Genomic DNA, 20,996 nt, shown 5'->3' on the forward strand with positions numbered 1-20,996 from the left:
GCGGGCGGAAAGGTGCCCCTTACACCGGTATCAGGGACCCGACCTGCGGCGGAGGGCGACTCGGCCCCACGAGGGATACCGAGTGTGGGCCGGATCACACTACCCTCGGCCAGGACGACCAGTGCGTGACAGCCAGGAGCGACCAGAAGCGAGGAGACAGCCTTGTCCACACCCGCTGCTCAGCACGCGCCGGGCCAGACCCCGGCCGACGGGATCGCCGCCCGCGCCCGCGGCCTGACCAAGGCCTACGGCTCGGGCGAGACGACCGTGCTGGCCCTGGACTCGGTGGACGTGGACATCGCGCGCGGCCGGTTCACCGCGGTCATGGGGCCGTCCGGCTCCGGGAAGTCCACGATGATGCACTGCCTGGCCGGCCTCGACACCGTCTCGGCCGGACAGGTGTGGCTCGGCGACACCGAGATCACCGGCTTGAAGGACCGCGAGCTGACGCGGCTGCGCCGGGACCGGATCGGGTTCATGTTCCAGTCGTTCAACCTCATTCCGACGCTCAACGCGGCCGAGAACATCACCCTGCCCATGGACATCGCGGGCAAGAAGCCCGACGAGAAATGGCTGGACCAGGTCATCGACACGCTCGGGCTGCGGGACCGGCTCAAACACCGGCCGTCCCAGCTCTCGGGCGGCCAGCAGCAGCGCGTCGCCTGCGCGCGGGCGCTCGCCTCCCGGCCCGAACTGATCTTCGCGGACGAGCCGACCGGCAACCTCGACTCGCGGGCGGGCCTGGAAGTCCTCGGATTTCTGCGGGAGGCCGTCGACCAGCTCGGGCAGACCGTCGTCATGGTGACCCACGACCCGGGCGCGGCCGCCCACTCCGACCTGGTGCTCTTCCTCGGGGACGGGCGGATCGTGGACGAGATGGAGCGGCCGACGGCGGAGGGGGTTCTGGAGCGCATGAAGCGCTTCGACGTGAGCCGGGCCCCGTTCAGCGCCGAGGACGGGGACACCTCGTCCGACGTCACCCTCGACAAGGACTGATCCCGTGCTGAAGGCGACGCTCCGCAGCTTCCTCGCCCACAAGGGGCGGCTGATGCTCTCCGCTCTGGCCGTCGTCCTGTCCGTGGCGTTCGTCGCGGGCAGCCTGATCTTCTCCGACACGCTCAGCCGGACCTTCGACCGGCTGTTCGCCACGACCGCGCCCGACGTCACCGTCAGCCCGAAGGAGAACCTCGACGAGGCGGTGCCGTCCGGCACGACGGCCACCCTGCCCGCCGAGCTCGCGGCCCGCGTGGCCCGGATCGACGGGGTCGCCGCCGCGCGTTCGGACGCCGAGGTCGAGAACATCACCGTCGTCGACGACGAGAACGAGTCCGTCGGCCCGACCACCGGTGCCCCCACCATCGGCACCGACTGGAACCCGGACGAGCGCAGCCCGGTGGAGCTCACCTCCGGCCACGCCCCGCGCGGACCGGCCGAGGCGATGCTCGACTCGGAGACCGCCGACCGCAAGGACGTGCGGATCGGCGACACGCTCACCGTGATCGCGGGCCCGGGCTCCTTCAAGGTCGAGGTCGTCGGCATCGCCACCTTCACCACCACCAACCCCGGTGCCGCACTGCTCTTCCTCGACCCCGAGACCGCGCAGGACAAGCTCCTGGGCGACGCCAAGGCCGCCACCAGCATCTCGGTCGACGCTGACGAGGGCGTCAGCGACGCATCGCTGAAGCAGCGCGTGGCCGCCGCGCTCGGCGCCGACACCTACGACTACCGGACCGCCGACGAGCAGGCCGAGTCGGACGTCGAACAGCTCGGCGGATTCCTCGACATCATCAAGTACGTCATGCTCGGCTTCGCCGGCATCGCCACGCTGGTGGGCGTCTTCCTCATCGTCAACACCTTCTCGATGCTGATCGCCCAGCGGACCCGCGAGCTGGGCCTGCTGCGCGCGCTGGGCGCCGACCGGCGCCAGGTGCGCCGCTCGGTCCTCACCGAGGCAATGCTGCTCGGCCTGGTCGGCTCCACGCTGGGCCTGGCCACCGGCATCGGGCTCGCCGCCGGGCTCATCCAGCTGATGAACGCGCTCGGCATGAACATCAAGGCCGGCGAGATGGTCATCGGCTGGAGCACGCCGGTCGCGGCGTACGTGGTCGGCGTCGGCGTCACCTTCGTCGCCGCCTACCTCCCGGCCCGGCGCGCGGCGGGCGTCTCACCGATGGCGGCCCTCTCGGACGCCGAGATCGCCGGGATCGGCAAGCCCCTCAGGACGCGGGCGATCGTCGGCGGTGTCGTCGGAGTGCTCGGCGCGGCCGCGCTCGTCGGCTGCGTCACCTCGTCGGAGACCGGTTCGGCGGCCTCCCTGCTGGGCCTCGGCATCATCCTGACCCTCCTCGCCACCGTGATCGCGGGCCCGCTGCTGGTGCGGCCGGTGATCCGGGTGCTCGGCGGCGCCTTCCCGGCGCTGTTCGGGCCCGTCGGCCGGATGAGCCAGCGCAACGCCCTGCGCAATCCCCGCCGCACCGGAGCCACCGCGGCCGCGCTGATGGTGGGCCTGGCCCTGGTGGGCGGGATGTCGGTGGCGAGCGCCTCCATGAGCGAGTCCTTCGACCGGCAGATCGACGAGACGCTGGGCGCCGACTTCGTCGTGCAGAACGGCAACTTCCTGCCCTTCCCGCAGGAGGTCACCGACGCGGTGCGGGACACGGAAGGCGTGGGGCTCGTCGTACGGTCGCGGTTCACACCGATCGCCGTACGACTGCCGGACGGCGACCGGGTCGAGACGACCGCGGCGGCCTACGACCCGCAGCTCGACGAGGTCGCCAACATCACCTACGCGCAGGGCGACACCGCGGCGGCGCTCGCGGACGGCCGGATCGCCATGGACCAGGACTTCGCGCGCGACCACGGCGTCCGGGTCGGCAGCGCGATCCCCGTCGAGTTCCAGGGCGGACGCACCACGGAACTGACCGTGGGCGCCCTCACCGACCAGGACGCCGCCGAGGGGTTCGGCACGCAGGGCGGCCTGTACTTCGGTCTGGCCACGCTGGAGAAGTTGGCGCCGGGCGCGCAGGACTCCACGCTGTACGTGAACGCGGCCTCCGGGACGAGCGCCGACGACCTGCGTGCGGGCCTGGAGCGGACACTCGATCCGTATCCGCAGGTGCAGGTGCGCGACCTGGCCGACTACAAGGAACTCGTCCACGACCAGATCGCCGTGCTGCTCTACCTCGTGTACGCGCTGCTGGGGCTCGCGATCGTCATCGCGGTCCTCGGCGTGGTCAACACCCTTGCCCTGTCGGTCGTGGAGCGGACCCGGGAGATCGGGCTGCTGCGGGCCATCGGGCTCGCCCGGCGACAACTGCGCCGGATGATCCGGCTGGAGTCGGTGGTGATCGCGGTGTTCGGCGCGGTACTGGGCCTCGCTCTGGGGTTGGTGTGGGGGGTGTGCACCCAGCAGGTCCTGGCGTTGCAGGGCATGAACGCGCTCGCCATTCCGTGGGGCACCATCGTCGCGGTCGTCGTCGGCTCGGCGGTGGTGGGGGTCGTGGCGGCACTGCTGCCCGCGCTCCGTGCCTCCCGCATGAACGTGCTGGCGGCCATCGCGCACGAGTGACGGAATCACGGCGCGTACTCAAGTCGCTTGCCGCTGAGGAGAGTTCATGTCGCGTCCGTTCCGCTTCGGTGCCAGCATGATCGTCCCCGCGCCCGCCGAGGACTGGCGGGCCAAGTGCCGGCGGGCCGAGGAGCTCGGTTACGACGTGATCCTGGTCCCCGACCATCTCGGTATGGTCGCGCCCTTCCCGGCCCTGGTCGCGGCGGCGGAGGCGACCCAGGGGCCGCGGCTGGGCACGTTCGTGCTCAACGCCGGTTTCTGGAACCCCGCGCTGCTGGCCCGTGAGGTCGCCACGACCGACGCGCTGACCGGCGGGCGGCTGGAGCTAGGCCTCGGCACGGGATACGTCCAGGCCGAGCACGACACGGCCGGGCTGCCGTACGGCTCGCCGGGCGAGCGGGTCGACCATCTTTGGCGCACGATCGAGGAGTTGGAGCGCCTGCTCGGCTCCCCGGAGCTTGCCCACTCGCCACTTCGCCCGAGCGGGGAGATCCCCGGGCCGCGGCCGGCGCAGGCCCGGGTGCCGCTCATGGTCGGCGGCAACGGCGACCGCATGCTGCGACTCACCGCCGAGCACGCCGACATCGCGGCCTTCACCGGTGCGCGCCCGGTGCCCGGGGACACGGCGGGCAAGCTGTTGCCGATCACACCCGAGGAACTCGACGAGCGCGTGGCCCGGTACCAGGACCTGGCGAAGGGGCGCGCGGAGCCGGCCGAACGGAACCTCCTCATCCAACTGGTGGTGATCACCGACGACCCGGAGGCCGCCGTGCGGCCCCTCGTGGAGCGGGTGCCGGACCTGACCGTGGCGCAGGCCCTGGAACTGCCCCTCGTGCTGGCCGGCTCCCTGGAGGAGATCACCGCGAAGGTGCTGGCGCAGCGCGAGCGGTACGGGTTCTCCTATCTGACCGTGCTGGAGCCGTACATGGAGGCGTTCGCGCCGGTGGTCGCCCGGCTGCGGGGCCGACAACCGTCCGGATCCTGGAATTCCGCGTCCCGGTCCGGCGGGCGTGATGGGATTGCCGTATGACCGACCTGCGGATACGGGCCGCGACGCCCGACGACCTGGACACCGTGCTGGCCTTCTGGAAGGTGGCCGCCGAGGGGACGAGCATCAGCGACGACCGGGGCGGCGTGGAGCGGCTGGTCGCCCGCGACCCCGAGGCGTTGATCCTGGCCGAGCTCGACGGGGAGCTGGTCGGCACGGTGATCGCCGGCTTCGACGGCTGGCGCTGCCATCTGTACCGGCTCGCGGTCCATCCGGACCGCCGCCGCCGGGGCATCGGCGGCGCCCTGCTCACGGCCGCCGAGGAGCGTTTCGTACGGCTCGGCGGGCGCCGTGGGGACGCGATGGTGCTCACCCGCAACGAGACCGCGCACCACGCGTGGCGGGCCGCCGGGTACACGCCCGAGGAGAAGTGGCGGCGCTGGGTAAAGTCCCTCACGGACTAGCTCCGGACCCTCAATCGCACTCTTTTACCCATCCTTTACCCTTGGTGGGCCACTCGGTCCTCCATGAAAGGTGTGAGCGTCCGCCCATGGGCGAGCCTCCCAGTACGCGACATCGCGCGATCCTCCCTGCCCTGTCCGACCATGGGACGGAGGTGACCCGATGACAGAAGTGCTCTTGCTGCTGGTGGCGATCCTGCTCTCACTGGCCTGTGGCGCCTTCGTCGCCGCCGAGTTCTCGCTGACCACCGTCGAGCGCAGCGAACTGGAGCGCGCCGCGGAGCGCGGCGAGCGCGGCGCGGCCGGGGCCCTCAAGGCCGTACGGAGCCTGACCTTCCAGCTCTCCGGCGCGCAGCTCGGCATCACGGTCACCAACCTGGTGGTCGGCATGCTCTCCGAGCCGTCGATCGCCGCGCTGATCGCGGGCCCGCTGGAATCCATGGGCATCTCGCGCTCCACGGCGAGCTCGCTCGCCCTGGTGCTCGGCACCGCCCTGTCGACGGTCTTCCTGATGGTCGTCGGCGAGCTGGTGCCGAAGAACTGGGCAATCTCCTCGCCGCTGGCCGTGGCCAAGCGGGTGGGCAACGCGCAGCGCTGGTTCAGCGCGGCGTTCCGCCCCTTCATCACCCACCTCAACAACACCGCCAACCGCGCGGTGCGGCTCTTCGGCCTGGAGCCCGCCGAGGAACTGGCCTCCGCGCGCGGGCCGCAGGAGCTGGCGGCGCTGGCCCGGTACTCCGCCCGGCAGGGCGCCCTGGAGGCGGACACCGCCGAGCTGTTCGTCCGGACGCTGAACCTGGCCGACCTGACCGCGGAGAACGTGATGACACCGCGCGTGCAGGTCATCGCCCTGGACGCGCAGGCGACCTGCGAGGACGTGGCGAACGCCACCAGGGCGACGGGACTGTCCCGGTTCCCCGTCTACCGCGGCAACCTCGACTCGGTCGTGGGCACCGCGCACATCAAGGACGTCCTGGCGGTTCCCGCCGACCGCCGCCCCCGCGTCCCCGTCTCCGAGCTCATGCGTGAGCCGCTGCTGGTCCCGGAGTCCCTCACCGTCGACCGGCTCCTGGACCGGCTGGCCGGCAAACGCACGATGGCCGTGGTCATCGACGAGTACGGCGGTACGGCGGGCGTGGCCACGCTGGAGGACATCGTCGAGGAGGTCGTCGGCGAGGTACGGGACGAGCACGACCCGCACGAGACGCCCGACCTGGCCCCCGCCGGCACCGACGACGACGGCCGCACCCTGTTCTCCGCGGACGGCTCCGCCCGCACCGACCAGCTCGCCCGCGTCGGCCTGAGGACGCCCGAGGGGCCGTACGAGACCCTGGCCGGACTCGTCGCGACGGAGCTCGGCCGCATCCCCGCCGTCGGTGACCGCATCGAGGTCACGGGCTGGCGGCTGGACGTGGTGGACGCCTCGGGCCGCCGGGCCGCCCGGCTGCTGCTGCACGCACCGCTGAATGACGAGATGACGGAGGTGGAAGGCACGTGACCGCCGTCCAGTTGCTGATCGGTCTGGCGACCCTCGTCGTCAACGCCTTCTTCGTGGGCGCCGAGTTCGCCCTGATCTCCGTGCGCCGCAGCCAGATCGAGCCCTACGCCGACCAGGGCGACCGGCGCGCGAAGAGCGTGCTGTGGGGGCTGCGGCACGTGTCCGCGCTGATGGCGGCCGCACAGCTCGGCATCACCCTGTGCACCCTGGTGCTGGGTGTGGTCGCAGAGCCGGCCATCGCGCATCTTCTGGAGCCGGCGTTCCACGCGATGGGCATGCCCACGAGCGCCGGGCACGCGGTCTCCTTCGTGATCGCGCTGACCCTGGCGACGTATCTGCACATGCTGCTCGGCGAGATGGTGCCGAAGAACATCGCGCTCGCCGAGCCGGTGCGCACCGCGCTGCTGCTCGGCCCGCCGCTGGTCGCCCTGTCCCGGGCGCTGCGCCCGGTGATCTTCACGGTCAACGCCTTCGCCAACGCCCTGCTGAAGCTGCTCAAGGTGGAGGTCAAGGACGAGGTCACGGCCACCTTCTCGGACGCCGAGCTGGCCCGGATCGTCCGGGACTCCGGCGAGGCCGGGCTGATCGACGACCGTGCCCGGGAGCGGCTGCACGACGCGCTGGAGCTGGGGCGCAGGCCCGTGCGGGACGTCGTGCTCCCGCTGGACCGCGTCGCCTACGTGTACCTGGGCGTGACACCCGAGCGGCTGGAGATGCTGTCGGCCGAGACCGGCTACTCCCGCTTCCCCGTGGTGGACGAGGGGCGCCGGATCACCGGCTACCTGCATGTGAAGGACGCGCTCGACAAGATGCCGCGCGACCTGCCGTTCCAGCAGAGGGACATGCGGCCCATCGCCCGGATCCGGGAGAGCACGCCGCTGGACGACGTGCTCACGGCGATGCGGGGCAGTCGTACGCACTTGGCTGCGGTGCTGGGCGCGGACGGGCGGCTGACCGGTCTGGTGACCATGGAGGACGTGCTGCGGGAGCTGTTCGGGCAGCGTGCGTGAGCGGTTGACCGCGGCAGCGGGCGTGTGCTGTTCCATCGGTGGCTGTGACCGGTGAAGTGGGGGTGTCCGGGCCGACCGACCGGCGGGTATGGCCCCGGGTTACCATCGCTGACGCCATGCAGACGAACCCCACACACACCAGCCTGGTCGCGGTCGGCGACTCCTTCACCGAGGGCATGTCGGACCTGCTGCCGGACGGCACCTACCGGGGCTGGGCCGACCTGCTCGCCGGGCGGATGGCCGCCCACTCCCCCGGCTTCCGGTACGCGAACCTCGCGGTGCGCGGCAAGCTGATCGGGCAGATCGTCGCCGAGCAGATCGACGTGGCGGCGGCCATGCAGGCCGACGTGGTCACGCTGGTCGGCGGGCTCAACGACACGCTCCGCCCCAAGTGCGACATGGGGCGGGTACGCGCCCTGCTGACGGAGGCCGTGGAGCGGCTCGCCCCGTCCTGCAAGCAGCTGGTGCTGATGCGCAGCCCGGGGCGCCAGGGCCCGGTCCTGCAGCGTTTCCGGCCGCGCATGGAGGAGCTGTTCGAGTGTGTCGACGCTCTCGCCGCCCAGCACGGCGCCCTCGTCGTCGACCTGTACGGGGCGCCCTCGCTCGGCGACCCGCGGATGTGGGACGTGGACCGGCTGCACCTGACGGCGGAGGGCCACCGCCGGGTCGCCGAGGCGGTCTGGCAGGCGCTCGGCTACGAGCCCGAGGACACCGAGTGGCGCACGCCGCTGCCGCTCACCCTGCCGCCGGGCTGGGCCGCCCGCCGGGCCGCGGACGTCCGGTTCGCCCGGCAGTACCTGCTGCCGTGGATCGCCCGCCGGCTGACGGGCCGCTCCTCGGGCGACGGACTGCCGCCGAAACGTCCCGACCTGCGGCCCTACGAGCGGCCGACTCAGTAGCCCGGCCTGCCCTGCGGGTGGCACGCGGGCGGAGCTCATGGCGAAGTGCCGGTCGTGTCAGCCGGAGCGGCCGGACCTCCTGGACACGGTGGCGTGGTCGCGCGGGAGGGCGCCCACCTGCGGGTGGGCCAAAGTTGTGGGCCGCGAAGGTGCCGGCCGGCCTCGCCGCGGCGCTCTCGTAGGTTCCGACGAACACACCCGCGGCGCTGGCCTGCAGGAATCGCCAGTAGAATCCGTCCACGTGACTTCCGCTCCCGCCAAGCCCCGCATCCCGAACGTCCTCGCCGGACGCTACGCCTCGACCGAGCTCGCCACGCTCTGGTCGCCCGAGCAGAAGGTGAGGCTGGAGCGTCAGCTCTGGCTCGCCGTGCTGCGGGCCCAGAAGGACCTCGGGATCGAGGTGCCGGACGCGGCGATCGCCGACTACGAGCGTGTCCTCGACCAGGTCGACCTGGCCTCGATCGCCGAGCGCGAGAAGGTCACGCGGCACGACGTGAAGGCGCGGATCGAGGAGTTCAACGACCTCGCCGGGCACGAGCAGGTGCACAAGGGCATGACCTCGCGCGACCTGACCGAGAACGTGGAGCAGCTGCAGATCCGGCTGTCGCTGGAGCTGGTGCGCGACCGTACGGTGGCCGTGCTGGCACGGCTCGGGAAGCTGGCGGGCGAGTACGGCGAGCTGGTCATGGCCGGTCGCTCGCACAACGTCGCCGCCCAGGCGACCACGCTCGGCAAGCGCTTCGCGACCGCTGCCGACGAGCTGCTCGTGGCGTACGGCCGGGCCGAGGAGCTCCTCGGCCGCTACCCGCTGCGCGGCATCAAGGGCCCGGTCGGTACCGCGCAGGACATGCTGGACCTGCTGGGCGGGGACGCGGCCAAGCTCGCGGAGCTGGAGCAGCGGATCGCCGGGCACCTGGGGTTCTCGCAGGCGTTCACCTCGGTGGGCCAGGTCTACCCGCGGTCGCTGGACTACGAGGTCGTGACCTCGCTGGTGCAGCTGGCGGCGGCGCCTTCGTCGCTGGCGAAGACGATCCGGCTGATGGCCGGGCACGAGCTGGTCACCGAGGGCTTCAAGCCGGGCCAGGTCGGCTCGTCCGCGATGCCGCACAAGATGAACACCCGGTCCTGCGAGCGCGTCAACGGCCTGATGGTCATTCTGCGCGGCTACGCGTCGATGACCGGCGAACTGGCCGGCGACCAGTGGAACGAGGGCGACGTGTCCTGTTCGGTGGTGCGCCGGGTCGCCCTGCCGGACGCGTTCTTCGCCCTCGACGGCCTGCTGGAGACGTTCCTGACGGTGCTCGACGAGTTCGGCGCCTTCCCGGCGGTCGTCGCGCGTGAGCTGGACCGCTACCTGCCGTTCCTGGCCACCACCAAGGTGCTGATGGGAGCGGTGCGCGCGGGCGTCGGCCGTGAGCTCGCGCACGAGGCGATCAAGGAGAACGCGGTGGCCTCCGCGCTGGCGATGCGCGAGCAGGGCGCCGAGCGCAACGAACTGCTCGACAAGCTGGCCGCCGACGAGCGCATCCCGCTCGACCGTGCCCAGCTGGACGCGCTGATGGCGGACAAGCTGTCCTTCACGGGCGCCGCGGCCGACCAGGTCGCCACGGTTGTCGGCCGCATCGAGGAGATCGTGAAGCAGCGCCCCGAGGCCGCGGGCTACACCCCCGGAGCGATCCTCTGACGCGCTTCACCCCCGAGGAGTTGGAGGCCGCCCGCGACCGTCTGGTGCCGGACGTCGTCGCGGACGGTCTGCGCGTGCTGTTCTGCGGTATCAACCCCGGTCTGATGACGGCCGCGACGGGCCACCACTTCGCCCGACCCGGCAACCGGTTCTGGCCGGTGCTGCATCTGTCCGGGTTCACGCCGAGGCTTCTGAAGCCGTCGGAACAGCAGGAGTTGCTGTCGTACGGGCTCGGCATCACGAACGTCGTGGCCCGGGCGAGCGCGCGGGCCGACGAGCTGAGCGCACAGGAGTACCAGGAGGGCGGCCGGCTTCTGGCGCTCAAGGTGGCACGGCTGCGCCCGCGTTGGCTGGCCGTGGTCGGCGTCTCCGCCTACCGGGCCGCCTTCGACGACCGCAAGGCCAAGGTGGGGCCGCAGGAGCGGACGATCGGGGACACGCGCGTGTGGGTGCTGCCGAATCCGAGCGGGCTGAACGCGCACTGGACGGCGGCGACGATGGCGGAGGAGTTCGCGCGGTTGCGGACCGCGGCGGAAAGTACCTAGCGGGTCAGGGCGGGTCCGTGTCGGAGGCGACGGCGAGGACGTGGACCTCGTCGGCGTCGTCCTTGTCCGCGACGCCCAGGGCGATCCAGCGTCCCGTGCCGAGCGGCTGCCACAGGTCCAGCTCATCCACCAGGATGCTCATCGTGGCCCACGGCTCCGGTATCTCCTCTCCGCGCTCGACGCGCACCCTGAGCGTCACCATCCCCCAGCTGGGCTGCTGTTCGCCCCAGCGGCCGTTCATCTGCCGTGCGAGGTCGTCCTTGAGAGCCTGGACGTCGTCCGCCGTCTCCACCCGCTGCGACGCGTCGCCCGTTCGCAGGCCGTGGCTCGCCGCTAACGACACGATGCGGTAACCGGGTCCCGCCATGAAGAGGTCCGACCCGCCGCGCGCCTCGGACAGGTCCTCGGTGCACAGCGAGTCGAGCTTGGCGAGGTACTTCGCACTGTCCATGTGGCCCAGTAAACCGGCCGCCACTGACATTTGGCCTGGCCCGGCGTCAGACGGCCCCGGCGTCAGGCATCCCGCCGGTGTACGCTCCATGCCCCCGCCACCAGTGCCGCCGCGGTCCACAGCGTGGTCACGGCAAGCCCTGACCACGGCCCCAACGTGCCGTCGTACGTCTGGTGAAGCACCACCTGGCCGGCCTTGTCCGGCAGGAAGTCTGCGAGCGTGCCCGCCGCGTCCCCGACGACGAACGAGACGACGAGGACGAACGGGATCAGCAGGGACAGCGTGGCCACCCCGCTGCGCAGCAGGGCCGTGAGTCCGGCCGCGAACAGCGCCATCAGCATCAGGTAGATCCCGCTGCCCACGACCCCGCGCGCCTGCTCCCCGACGCTGAGCCCGCTCGCCGCGTCGCCGAGTCCGGCCCTCGCCACGACCAGCGCGGCGAACGCGGTGAGCAGCCCCACGAGGAGGGCGGGTACGGCGACTGAGGTCACCTTGGCCGCGAACCACCGTCCGCGCTGCGGCACCGCGGTGAGGGCCGACCGCAGCCCGCCGCCGTGGAGCTCGGACGACACGGCCAGCGCGCCGAAGGAGATGGCCGCGATCTGGCCGGGGGCGACCCCGGACAGCGCCATGAACAGCGGGTCGAACTCGGGGTCGGACGTCTCGGACACCCCGGCGAGGGAGGAGAACGCGGTGGTCGCGGCGAACACCGCCAGCAGTGCTCCCCACAGCGAACGCAGGGTGCGGATCTTCAGCCACTCGGCGCGGAGGACGGGTGCGAACGGCATGTCAGGCCTCCTGCGGCTGCGTCGCGGACGAGGGGGCGGCGAACTCGGTTTCCGAGGCCGTGAGATCGAGGTAGGCCTGTTCCAACGTGGCTTCCTCCGCCGTGAGTTCGAGGACCGGCACGCCCGCGGCGGACACCAGGCGGCCGATGTCGTCCACGCGCGCGTGGTGCACGGTCCAGTACCCGTCTTCGTGCTGCTCGGCGTCGTGACCGTGCTGTGCCAGCACGCTCTTGAGCCCGGTGGGGTCGGAGGTGCGGATGCGTACGCGGGGCCGCACGCGGGCGTGGATGAACTCCCGCATCGGCGTGTCGGCGAGCAGACGGCCGCGGCCGAGGACGACGAGATGGTCGGCGAAGGACGCGGTCTCGTTCATCAGATGGCTGGACACCAGGACCGTGCGCCCCTCGGCCGCGAGCCGGCGCAGCAACTCGCGGATCCAGATGATGCCTTCGGGGTCGAGGCCGTTCGAGGGCTCGTCGAGCATGACCACCTCGGGGTCGCCGAGCAGGGCGGCCGCGATGCCCAGCCGCTGGCGCATGCCCAGGGAGTACGTCTTCACCCGGCGGCGGGCCACCGTGGCGAGCCCGGTCTCCTCCAGCACGTCGTCGACCCGGCGGTCCGGGATGCGGTTGCCGACCGCGAGGGTGCGCAGGTGGTCGCGGCCGGTGCGGGAGCCGTGCGCGGCCTGCGCGTCGAGCAGGGCGCCCACGTGGTGCAGGGGTTCACGGAGCGTGGCGTAGGCGCGGCCGCCGAGCGTGGCGGAGCCGGACGTCGGCCGGTCGAGGCCGAGCACCAGCCGCATGGTGGTGGATTTTCCGGCGCCGTTGGGGCCGAGGAAGCCGGTGACCCGGCCGGGGAGGACGCGGAAGGTGAGGTGGTCCACGGCGCGCCGGGTGCCGTACTCCTTGCTGAGGTCCTGGACGTCGATGCTGGTCATGGCAGCAGCCTGGCCGCGCGGGGGAACCGGCACCTCCCCCGCGCGTGGAGATCGTCTCCCCCGTGCGGGGGAGGTCCGGTGTCGGTGGCGGCTGGCACGATGACGAAATGGCCCGCATCCTGCGCCCGTTCGGCCGGGCGGTGACGTACTCACGATTGCTGCATCTGTACATCGCCATCGTGTGGCCGAGCATGTGGCTGTTCATCGAGGAAGCGTGGTGGACCTGGGTGGTGGCGGCCGCGGTGCTCGTCCCGGCCGGGCTGGTGCCCGCGATGCGCACCGTGGAAGGGCTGCAGGCCAGGCTGCTGCTGACCGGTCACCGGCACGACAGTGAGAACACCGACATCGTCGTCGCGCCGTCCGCCTCCTGGGGCGACCGGCGGCGGCTCGTCGTGTGGCTGGAGCTGCGGCTGCTGCTCGGCTGCGCGACCTCGATGCTCACCGTCCACCTGCTCCTGACCGTGGTGGACCTGGTGTCGGCGGCGCTCGGCGGCGGCATCGACGAGGGCCTGCTGTTCCCCGTCGACGGCCACCGCTGGTGGCACATCCTGCTCGTGCCCCCGGCTCTGGTCGCGCTGGCGGTGACCGTGCTCGCTTCCGGCCACCTCATCACCGCACTCGCCCACCGCCTGCTGGGCCCCTCCCCCGCCGAGCGGCTCGCCGCCCTGGAGGAGCGCACGGAACAGCTCCTGGAGCGCACCCGTATCGCCCGCGAACTGCACGACTCCATCGGCCACGCGCTGACCGTGGCCGTGGTGCAGGCGGGGGCCGCGCGCGCGGCCGGCGATCCCGCGTTCACGGACCGCGCCCTGGTCGCGATCGAGGAGACCGGCCGGGCGGCCCTGGAGGATCTGGAGCGTGTGCTCGGGATCCTGCGGGAGTCGGAGCGTCCGGTCAGCAGCCGGCCGACGCTCGCCGACGCCGACCGGCTCCTGGAGTCGGCCCGCGCCTCCGGGGCGAAGGTCGACGTCGACGTGACCGGGCCGCTGGACACCGTGCCGGGACCGGTCTCCCGCGAGGGCTACCGCATCCTCCAGGAGTCGCTGACCAACGTGCTGCGGCACGCGGGAGCCGTCCCCGTCCGGGTCCGCATCGAGGTCGACGACAGCAGTCTCGGCCTGGAGGTCCGTAACCCGCTCACGGCCGGCACACCCGGCCCCGGGCGGGGCAGCGGCCTGCGCGGCATACGCGAGCGCGCGGCCCTGCTCGGCGGCCGTGCGCGCACCGGCCCGGACCTGGGCGACTGGCAGGTGCAGGTCGAACTGCCGTTGCGCTGATCTACGCTGACCGGATGCCGGTCACCGTTCTCCTCGTCGACGACGAACCCCTCGTACGTGCCGGTCTGCGGGCCGTGCTGGAGGCGCAGCCCGACATCGAGGTGGCCGGGGAGGCGGCCGACGGGGCGGCGGTGATCCCGCTGGTGCGGCAGCTGCGGCCCGACGTGGTCGCCATGGACGTACGGATGCCGCTCCTGGACGGCATCGAGGCCACGCGCGCGGTGCTGCGGACGGTCGCCGAGCCGCCGAAGATCCTCGTGGTGACGACGTTCGAGAACGACGAGTACGTGTACGAGGCGCTGCGGGCCGGTGCCGACGGGTTCCTGCTGAAGCGGGCCCGGCCGGCCGAGATCGTGCACGCGGTGCGGCTGGTCGCCGAGGGCGAGTCGCTGCTGTTCCCGGCCTCGGTGCGGCAGCTCGCCGCCGAGTACGGCGAGGACGGCGGCAACCGCGCGGCCCGAGCGGTGATGGAGCGCGCCCAGCTGACCGAGCGGGAGGCCGACGTGCTGCGGCTGATGGCCCGCGGGTTGTCGAACGCGGAGATCGCCGCCCGGCTGGTCGTGGGGACGGAGACGGTGAAGTCGCACGTCAGCGCCGTACTGGCGAAGTTGGGTGCGCGGGATCGTACGCAGGCGGTGATCGCGGCGTACGAGTCGGGGTTCGTGGCGCCCGGCTGACCGGAACCGCCGAAGGCGCGAGGCGGACGGCCGCTCTGAGCCCGTCGGTGGGCCGGAGCCGCCCACCGACCTGAGCCTGTCGGCGGCCCGAGCCTCCCGCTGACCTGAACCCGTCGGTGGAGCCGGGCGGGCGGCTCGCGCGTCCCGGCACTCGCCGGGGTCCGCCGCGCCGAGTACGATCCGGCCAACACGCGCACGAGCTGGGAGGACGGACGTTGGGGCGGCTGACCGGCGGGGATCCCTCGCTGCTGCGGAGGATCAATTCCGCGGTGGTGCTGCACGCGCTGCGCGCCACGGACTGCGCGACGCTGACCGAGATCACCCGGGTGACCGGACTGTCCCGGCCGACCGTCGAGGGTGTCGTCGAAGGGCTCATCGAGGCGGGGTACGTCGTCGAGAAGGCGGCCGACGAGAGCGTCGTCAGGCGGCAGGGACGGCCCGCGCGCCGGTTCCGGTTCCGCGCCGAGGCCGGTCATCTGCTGGGCCTGGAGATCGGCGCGCACCGCGTCGCCGTGCTCCTGTCCGACCTGGACGGCCGGATCATCGGCGCGCAGGCCAAGGACGTCGACGAGACGGCCTCGGCGGACGAGCGTCTGGAACGCGTGCGCACCGCGGTGGCCGAACTGCTGCGGCGGGCCGGGATCGCGCGCGGTTCCCTGCGGGCCGTGGGGGTCGCCACGCCGGGGATCGTCGAGGCGGACGGAACGGTTCGGCTGGGGACCGCGCTGCCCGAGTGGACGGGGCTGCGCCTGGGCGAGCGGCTGAGCCGTTCCTTCAAGTGCCCGGTCCTGGTCGAGAACGACGCCAACGCCGCGGCGGTCGCCGAGCATTGGAAGGGCTCCGCCATCGAGTCCGACGACGTCGTGTTCGTGCTGGCCGGGCTGAGCCCGGGCGCCGGCGCGCTGATCGGCGGGCAGCTGCACCGGGGCTACGGCGGAGCGGCCGGCGAGATCGGCGCCCTGCACCTGCTCGGGCGTGAGGTCACCCCGGAGACGCTGCTGTCCACCACGGACACGCCCCTGCACCCCCTGGACGAGCAGGCCGTCGCCAAGGTCTTCGCGCAGGCCCGCGAGGGCGACCAGCGGGCCCGCGCGGCCGTCGACCGCTTCATCCAGCGGCTCGTCCACGACGTGGCGGCGCTGGTCCTGGCCCTCGACCCGGAACTGGTCGTCGTCGGCGGCTGGGCCGCCGGTCTGGACGGCGTACTGGAGCCCCTGCGACGCGAGTTGGCACGCTACTGTCTGCGGCCCCCGAAGGTGGCCCTGTCGCTCCTCGGCGAGGCCGCGGTGGCGACGGGCGCGCTACGGCTGGCGCTCGACCATGTGGAGGAGCAGCTGTTCGCGGTGGAGGGCACGGTGACGGCGCGCCGCTGAGGGCGTCCGACAGGGAACAGCGCCCCGGAAACGGCTCCGGGGCGCTCGACGTGGGTCACTGCGACGGGGTCAGGACGCCCGGCGCTCCGGGCCCTGGTGGACCTCCACACCGCCGGAGTCCCCGAAGGTCAGCCGGCAGGTGTCCGCGCGGTACGTGGCGACGGAGACCGCGGCCGTCCGGCCCTCGGCGAGGTAACGGGTGGTGACCACGAGGACGGGCGCCCCGGGGAGCCGGTCCAGCTGCCGGGCGTCGTCCGCGCGGGCGGAGCCCAGCTCGACGGCGCTCTCCTGGCCGTCCAGTTCCAGGCGCTGGAGCTCGCGCAGTACCGCACGCGCGCGTGCCGCTCCGGCGGGCGCGTCTATGGCGGAGAGGTCCGGCACCGCTGACGGAGCGACGTAGAGCAGTTCGGCGGCCACGGGCTGGCCGTGGGTCGTACGGGAGCGGCGCACCACGTGGACCGGCTGATCGGCCGCGGTCTCCAGCGCGGCGGCCACGGCCGCGGGCGGCACCTGGGGCGTGGAGTCGACGGGCTGCCAGTCGTCGCCGGCCGCGCCCGGCCAGGCGTGCTGTTCCGTGCCGACGGCCACGCCCACGCGGGGCGGGGCGACCGTCGTACCGACTCCGCGGCGGCGCTGGAGGCGGCCTTCCAGTTCGAGCTGCTCCAGGGCCTGACGGAGCGTGGCGCGGGCCACGCCGAAGCGGGCGGCGAGGTCGCGCTCGTTGGGCAGGATCTCGCCCACCGTGAACTCGGTGTCCAATGCCTCACTGAGCACGGTCTTGAGATGCCAGTACTTCGGTTCCGGCACCGTTTCCAGCTGCGTGGTCCCCACCCTGTCCTCCGCAATCGCCGTAATCCGGCGGCGTTTCAGCGCCCTTGTTTATTAAAGGTTGTTGCACTTCTCTGCGACCATAAGACGGCCCCCACCCTTGGTCAAGACCAATCCTCAGGGCACCGAGTGTCAGAACGCGGCCAGGGACAGCAGCTTGTCCGGGTTGCGGATGACGTAGACGGACTGGATGCGACCGTCCAGGACGTCCAGCTGGAAGACGGAGTCGGGTCTGCCGCCCGACAGGACCAGGAGCGCGGGGCCCGCGTTGAGCTCCAGGAAGCGGAAGGACACGTCGGGGAGGCCCTTCCGGGCGGCGCCGATGATGAAGCGGCCCACCTTGTCGGCGGTCTCCACGACCCGCAGCGGCGCCTTCGCCTTGCCGCCGCTGTCGCCGACGAGGCGGACGTCCGGGGCGAGCAGGGACATCAGCCCCTCCAGATCGCCCTCCCCGGCGGCGGCGAGGAAACGCTCGGTGAGGTCACGACGCTGGACGGGGTCGACCTCGTAGCGCGGCCGGCGCTCCTCGACGTGCTTGCGCGCCCTCCCGGCGAGCTGCCGCACGGCCGGTTCGCCGCGCTCCAGCATGGCGGCGATGTCGGCGTACGGGTAACCGAAGGCCTCGCGGAGGACGAACACCGCGCGCTCCAGCGGCGACAGCGACTCCAGGACGACAAGGACGGCCAGGGAGACGGAGTCAGCGAGCACCGCCCGCTCCGCGGTGTCGGGCACGGTGTCCCCGAAGTCGGTGGCGTACGGCTCCGGCAGCCACGGGCCGACGTACGTCTCTCCGCGCGCCTTGACCTGGCGCAGCCGGTCGATGGCGAGGCGGGTGGTGACGCGCACCAGATAGGCCCGCGGTTCCCGCACCTCGGTGCGGTCGGCTCCCGACCAGCGCAGCCAGGCCTCCTGCACCACGTCCTCCGCGTCGGCCACCCGCCCGAGCATGCGGTAGGCGACGCCCAGGAGGACGGGGCGGTGTTCTTCGAAGACGTCGGTCACGGTGTCGGCGGTCACGGCTCCATCCCAGCGGACGCCCGGGGCCGTGTCCAGGCGGCCTCGGTGGCGTGCCGCCCCAGTGACCCCAAGGGGCTACCCGCCGGTAGCAATTGCTGACAACATGTCTACGCCGCGGCCGTCAACGAGCCCCACCGTCGAGGAGCAGCCCCATGTCCACCACGATCTCCTTCGAAGTGCCCTCCCCGCGAGGGCCCCGACCCGTCACCGTGTCCTACACGCGCGCGGGCCGTGGTGACCCGCTGCTCCTGCTGCACGGCATAGGTCACCACCGGCAGGCCTGGGACCCGATCGTGGACATCCTCGCGACCGAGCGCGACGTGATCGCCGTGGACCTGCCCGGGTTCGGGGTGTCCCCCGGTCTGCCCGAGGGCCTGTCGTACGACCTGTCCACGACCACCTCGGTGTTCGGCGCCTTCTGCGAGGCCCTGGAGCTCGACCGGCCGCACGTGGCGGGCAACTCGCTCGGCGGTCTGCTCGCCCTGGAGCTCGGCCGCGGCCGGCTCGTGAGGTCGGTCACCGCCCTGTCCCCGGCCGGGTTCTGGTCGCAGGCCGAGCGGCGCTACGCCTTCGGCGTCCTCCTCGCGATGCGGCGGATCGCCGAGCGGATGCCGCTCCCGATGGTCGAGCGGCTGGCGCGCACGGCCGCCGGCCGCGCGGCCCTGACGAGCACCATCTACGCCCGCCCGACCCGCCGTTCGCCGGAGGCCGTCGTGGCCGAGACGCTGGCGCTGGCGCGGGCGACGGGGTTCGCCGAGACTCTCCGGTCCGGCACGAGCGTCCAGTTCACCGACGACGTGCCCGGCGTTCCCGTCACCCTCGCCTGGGGCACGAAGGACCGCCTGCTCATCCGGCGCCAGGGCGTACGCGCCAAGCAGATCATCCCCCGGGCACGCCTGGTGCGGCTGCCCGGCTGCGGCCACTGCCCGATGAACGACGACCCCGCGCTGGTCGCTCGCGTCATCCTCGACGGCAGCCGCTGACGGGCTCGTCCTCGTTCCCGTAGCCGACAGACGGCCTGCCGCCCGGCCGTGGCGTGGACGACTCGGCTTCCCTCCGCCGACGCGCGTGCCCATCACGGACGGGGTACGGCCGGCGCCCCACGGACGGCGGGGCGAGCCGGCGCAGCGTCCCGCCGCCGGGCGCCGCGGAGCCCGCCGGCACGCGAAGACCTTGACGTGCGTCCGCGTCCGGCCGGTGCCCGGTGCCGGTTTTCCCGTCCCGCGGTGCGTTGTCCACGTGTTCACCCGTGGTTTCCGTGCGGGCTGCGCCGTACCAGTAGTTGTGTCACTGCACACTGGCCGGAACCCGTCCCCGGAGGCGCATCCATGACACACCGTCCGTTCCCGGGCCGCCGCAGCGTCCTGCGCGGCTCCCTGGCCGCCTCGGCGGCCCTGACCCTGTCCCCCGCCGTCGGTGCGGCGCCCGCCTTCGCGCTGTCCGGGCGCCCCCGGGCGGGCTGGGGCGTGCAGACGGGAGACGTCACCAGCGACTCCGGGCTCGTGTGGGTGCGTTCCGACCGTCCGGCGCGGATGGTCGTGGAGACGTCCGCCACCGAGTCGTTCCGCAACGCGCGCCGATGGCACGGGCCGCTGCTCGGCGCGGACACGGACTTCGCGGGCACGACCCGGCTGCGCGGGCTGCCGGTCGGCGAGCAGATCCACTACCGCGTACTGCTCGCCGACCCGGACGACCCGCGCCGCACCGGCGAGCCGGTGACCGGCACATTCCGTACGGCGTCCGACCGGCGACGCGACGGCGTGCGGTTCGTCTGGTCGGGCGATCTGGCCGGGCAGGGCTGGGGCATCAACCCTGAGCTCGGCGGCTACCGCATCTACGAGGCGATGGGCGCCCTCGACCCGGACTTCTTCCTCTGCAGCGGCGACAACATCTACGCCGACGGACCGCTCACCGAGACCGTGGCCCTGCCGGACGGGCGGACCTGGCGGAACATCACCACCGAGGAGAAGTCCAAGGTCGCCGAGACGCTGGCGGAGTTCCGCGGCAACTTCCGCTACAACCTGCTCGACGAGAACCTCAGGCGCTTCAACGCCCGGGTCCCCTCCATCATCCAGTGGGACGACCACGAGGTCACCAACAACTGGTTCCCGGGGGAAATCCTCGCCGACACCCGGTACACGGAGAAGAACGTCGACGTCCTCGCCGCCCGCGCCCGGCAGGCCTTCTCGGAGTACTTCCCGATCTCGACCCTGCGCCGCCCCGACGGCCGGGTCCACCGGGTGCAGCACCACGGCCCGCTCCTCGACGTCTTCGTCCTGGACATGCGCACGTACCGCAACGCGAACTCGCCGGACAACCAGACCACCGACCCGCAGGGCATCCTCGGCCGCGAGCAGCTGGAATGGCTCAAGCGCGAGCTGGCCCGCTCCCGGGCGGTGTGGAAGGTGATCGCCTCCGACATGCCGCTCGGCCTGGTCGTCCCGGACACCGGCGACGGCAAGCCCAACATCGAGGCGGTCGCGCAGGGCGATCCCGGCGCGCCGCTCGGCCGGGAGCTGCAGATCGCCGAGCTTCTGCGGTTCGTCAAGCACCGGCGGATCACCGGCACGGTGTGGCTCACGGCCGACGTCCACTACACCTCGGCCCAGCACTACGACCCGTCGCGGGCCGCGTTCAAGGACTTCGCGCCGTTCTGGGAGTTCGTCTCCGGACCGCTCAACGCGGGCGCCTTCCCGGCGAACGCGCTGGACGGCACCTTCGGCCCGGACCGCGTCTTCGTGAAGGCGCCCACCACGGCCAACGTCTCCCCGGCAGGCGGATACCAGTTCTTCGGCGAGGTCGACATCGACGGGAACAGCGCGGAGATGACGGTACGGCTGCGGGAACAGGACGGCACCGTGTTGTTCACACAGGCGCTCCAGCCGGGCCGGGTCGGCCAGTAACGGGCAAGCAGGAGCCCGCAACGGCCACATCAGAATCGTATAAAGAAAAACAAAAGGTACGGAACTATCTTTTACCGATCAGTCACAAAGCG

19 protein-coding genes are annotated in these 20,996 nt (G+C 72.3%); 14 read left to right on the forward strand and 5 right to left on the reverse strand.

The window, feature by feature from the left end; all coding sequences use genetic code 11:
• The first annotated feature begins 162 nt into the window (after nt 1-162).
• The 9 genes from KUM49_RS41180 (at nt 163) to mug (ending at nt 10,653) form a co-directional block, all read left to right on the forward strand.
• Nucleotides 163-996: an ABC transporter ATP-binding protein gene (locus tag KUM49_RS41180; RefSeq protein ID WP_217242055.1), complete on the forward strand. Its 834-nt coding sequence runs from the start codon at nt 163-165 to the stop codon at nt 994-996.
• A 4-nt stretch (nt 997-1,000) separates the two neighbouring features.
• Nucleotides 1,001-3,568 carry an ABC transporter permease gene (locus tag KUM49_RS41185; RefSeq protein WP_217242056.1) on the forward strand — a complete coding sequence of 856 codons (2,568 nt, stop codon included), beginning with the start codon at nt 1,001-1,003 and terminating at the stop codon, nt 3,566-3,568.
• A gap of 46 nt (nt 3,569-3,614) precedes the next feature.
• Complete coding sequence (locus KUM49_RS41190) at nt 3,615-4,598, forward strand: LLM class F420-dependent oxidoreductase (RefSeq protein WP_217242057.1); 984 nt, start codon at nt 3,615-3,617, stop codon at nt 4,596-4,598.
• Nucleotides 4,595-5,020 carry a GNAT family N-acetyltransferase gene (locus tag KUM49_RS41195; protein WP_217242058.1) on the forward strand — a complete coding sequence of 142 codons (426 nt, stop codon included), beginning with the start codon at nt 4,595-4,597 and terminating at the stop codon, nt 5,018-5,020. Before KUM49_RS41190 ends, KUM49_RS41195 begins: the two co-directional genes overlap by 4 nt.
• Before the next feature lie 160 nt (nt 5,021-5,180).
• Nucleotides 5,181-6,515 (forward strand): hemolysin family protein, encoded by a 1,335-nt coding sequence (locus KUM49_RS41200; RefSeq protein ID WP_217242059.1) that lies wholly within the window; start codon nt 5,181-5,183, stop codon nt 6,513-6,515.
• Nucleotides 6,512-7,525, forward strand: coding sequence for a hemolysin family protein (locus tag KUM49_RS41205; protein WP_217242060.1), 1,014 nt, complete (start codon nt 6,512-6,514; stop codon nt 7,523-7,525). The genes KUM49_RS41200 and KUM49_RS41205 overlap by 4 nt, the downstream gene beginning before the upstream one ends.
• Before the next feature lie 116 nt (nt 7,526-7,641).
• Nucleotides 7,642-8,424 carry an SGNH/GDSL hydrolase family protein gene (locus KUM49_RS41210; protein WP_217242061.1) on the forward strand — a complete coding sequence of 261 codons (783 nt, stop codon included), beginning with the start codon at nt 7,642-7,644 and terminating at the stop codon, nt 8,422-8,424.
• 241 nt (nt 8,425-8,665) lie between these two features.
• The gene (gene purB / locus KUM49_RS41215) at nt 8,666-10,108 is read left to right on the forward strand and encodes an adenylosuccinate lyase (RefSeq protein ID WP_217242062.1); all 1,443 of its coding nucleotides are present in this window, start codon (nt 8,666-8,668) and stop codon (nt 10,106-10,108) included.
• Complete coding sequence (gene mug, locus KUM49_RS41220; protein WP_217242158.1) at nt 10,105-10,653, forward strand: G/U mismatch-specific DNA glycosylase; 549 nt, start codon at nt 10,105-10,107, stop codon at nt 10,651-10,653. The genes purB and mug overlap by 4 nt, the downstream gene beginning before the upstream one ends.
• 4 nt (nt 10,654-10,657) lie before the next feature.
• Here mug and KUM49_RS41225 read toward each other — a convergent pair whose 3' ends face one another.
• From KUM49_RS41225 to KUM49_RS41235, 3 genes are all read right to left on the reverse strand, one after another.
• Nucleotides 10,658-11,104: a hypothetical protein gene (locus KUM49_RS41225; protein WP_217242063.1), complete on the reverse strand. Its 447-nt coding sequence runs from the start codon at nt 11,102-11,104 to the stop codon at nt 10,658-10,660.
• A 62-nt stretch (nt 11,105-11,166) separates the two neighbouring features.
• Nucleotides 11,167-11,892: an ABC transporter permease gene (locus KUM49_RS41230; protein WP_217242064.1), complete on the reverse strand. Its 726-nt coding sequence runs from the start codon at nt 11,890-11,892 to the stop codon at nt 11,167-11,169.
• 1 nt (nt 11,893) lies between these two features.
• The gene (locus KUM49_RS41235; protein WP_217242065.1) at nt 11,894-12,829 is read right to left on the reverse strand and encodes an ABC transporter ATP-binding protein; all 936 of its coding nucleotides are present in this window, start codon (nt 12,827-12,829) and stop codon (nt 11,894-11,896) included.
• 107 nt (nt 12,830-12,936) lie between these two features.
• Between KUM49_RS41235 and KUM49_RS41240 the strand changes: the two genes are divergently transcribed.
• The 3 genes from KUM49_RS41240 (at nt 12,937) to KUM49_RS41250 (ending at nt 16,156) form a co-directional block, all read left to right on the forward strand.
• Nucleotides 12,937-14,106 (forward strand): sensor histidine kinase, encoded by a 1,170-nt coding sequence (locus KUM49_RS41240; protein WP_217242066.1) that lies wholly within the window; start codon nt 12,937-12,939, stop codon nt 14,104-14,106.
• Between the two features lie 14 nt (nt 14,107-14,120).
• On the forward strand, nt 14,121-14,783 hold the full coding sequence (locus KUM49_RS41245; RefSeq protein ID WP_217242067.1) for a response regulator transcription factor: 663 nt from the start codon (nt 14,121-14,123) through the stop codon (nt 14,781-14,783).
• 215 nt (nt 14,784-14,998) lie between these two features.
• Entirely contained in the window at nt 14,999-16,156 is a 1,158-nt protein-coding gene (locus KUM49_RS41250) for an ROK family protein (RefSeq protein WP_217242068.1), read from the forward strand.
• A gap of 69 nt (nt 16,157-16,225) precedes the next feature.
• Here KUM49_RS41250 and KUM49_RS41255 read toward each other — a convergent pair whose 3' ends face one another.
• Entirely contained in the window at nt 16,226-16,987 is a 762-nt protein-coding gene (locus KUM49_RS41255) for a GntR family transcriptional regulator (protein WP_217242069.1), read from the reverse strand.
• A 129-nt stretch (nt 16,988-17,116) separates the two neighbouring features.
• A complete protein-coding gene (locus tag KUM49_RS41260) occupies nt 17,117-18,001 on the reverse strand; it encodes an RNA polymerase sigma-70 factor (RefSeq protein WP_217242070.1) in 885 nt (294 codons plus the stop codon).
• A gap of 152 nt (nt 18,002-18,153) precedes the next feature.
• Here KUM49_RS41260 and KUM49_RS41265 point away from each other — a divergent pair, with 152 nt between their 5' ends.
• Nucleotides 18,154-18,984, forward strand: a complete 831-nt coding sequence (locus KUM49_RS41265; RefSeq protein ID WP_217242071.1) for an alpha/beta fold hydrolase — start codon at nt 18,154-18,156, stop codon at nt 18,982-18,984.
• Between the two features lie 345 nt (nt 18,985-19,329).
• Nucleotides 19,330-20,904: an alkaline phosphatase gene (locus KUM49_RS41270; RefSeq protein WP_217242072.1), complete on the forward strand. Its 1,575-nt coding sequence runs from the start codon at nt 19,330-19,332 to the stop codon at nt 20,902-20,904.
• Nucleotides 20,905-20,996 lie beyond the last annotated feature (92 nt).

The organism is Streptomyces sp. AC555_RSS877, from assembly GCF_019049245.1.
Lineage (GTDB): Bacteria > Actinomycetota > Actinomycetes > Streptomycetales > Streptomycetaceae > Streptomyces.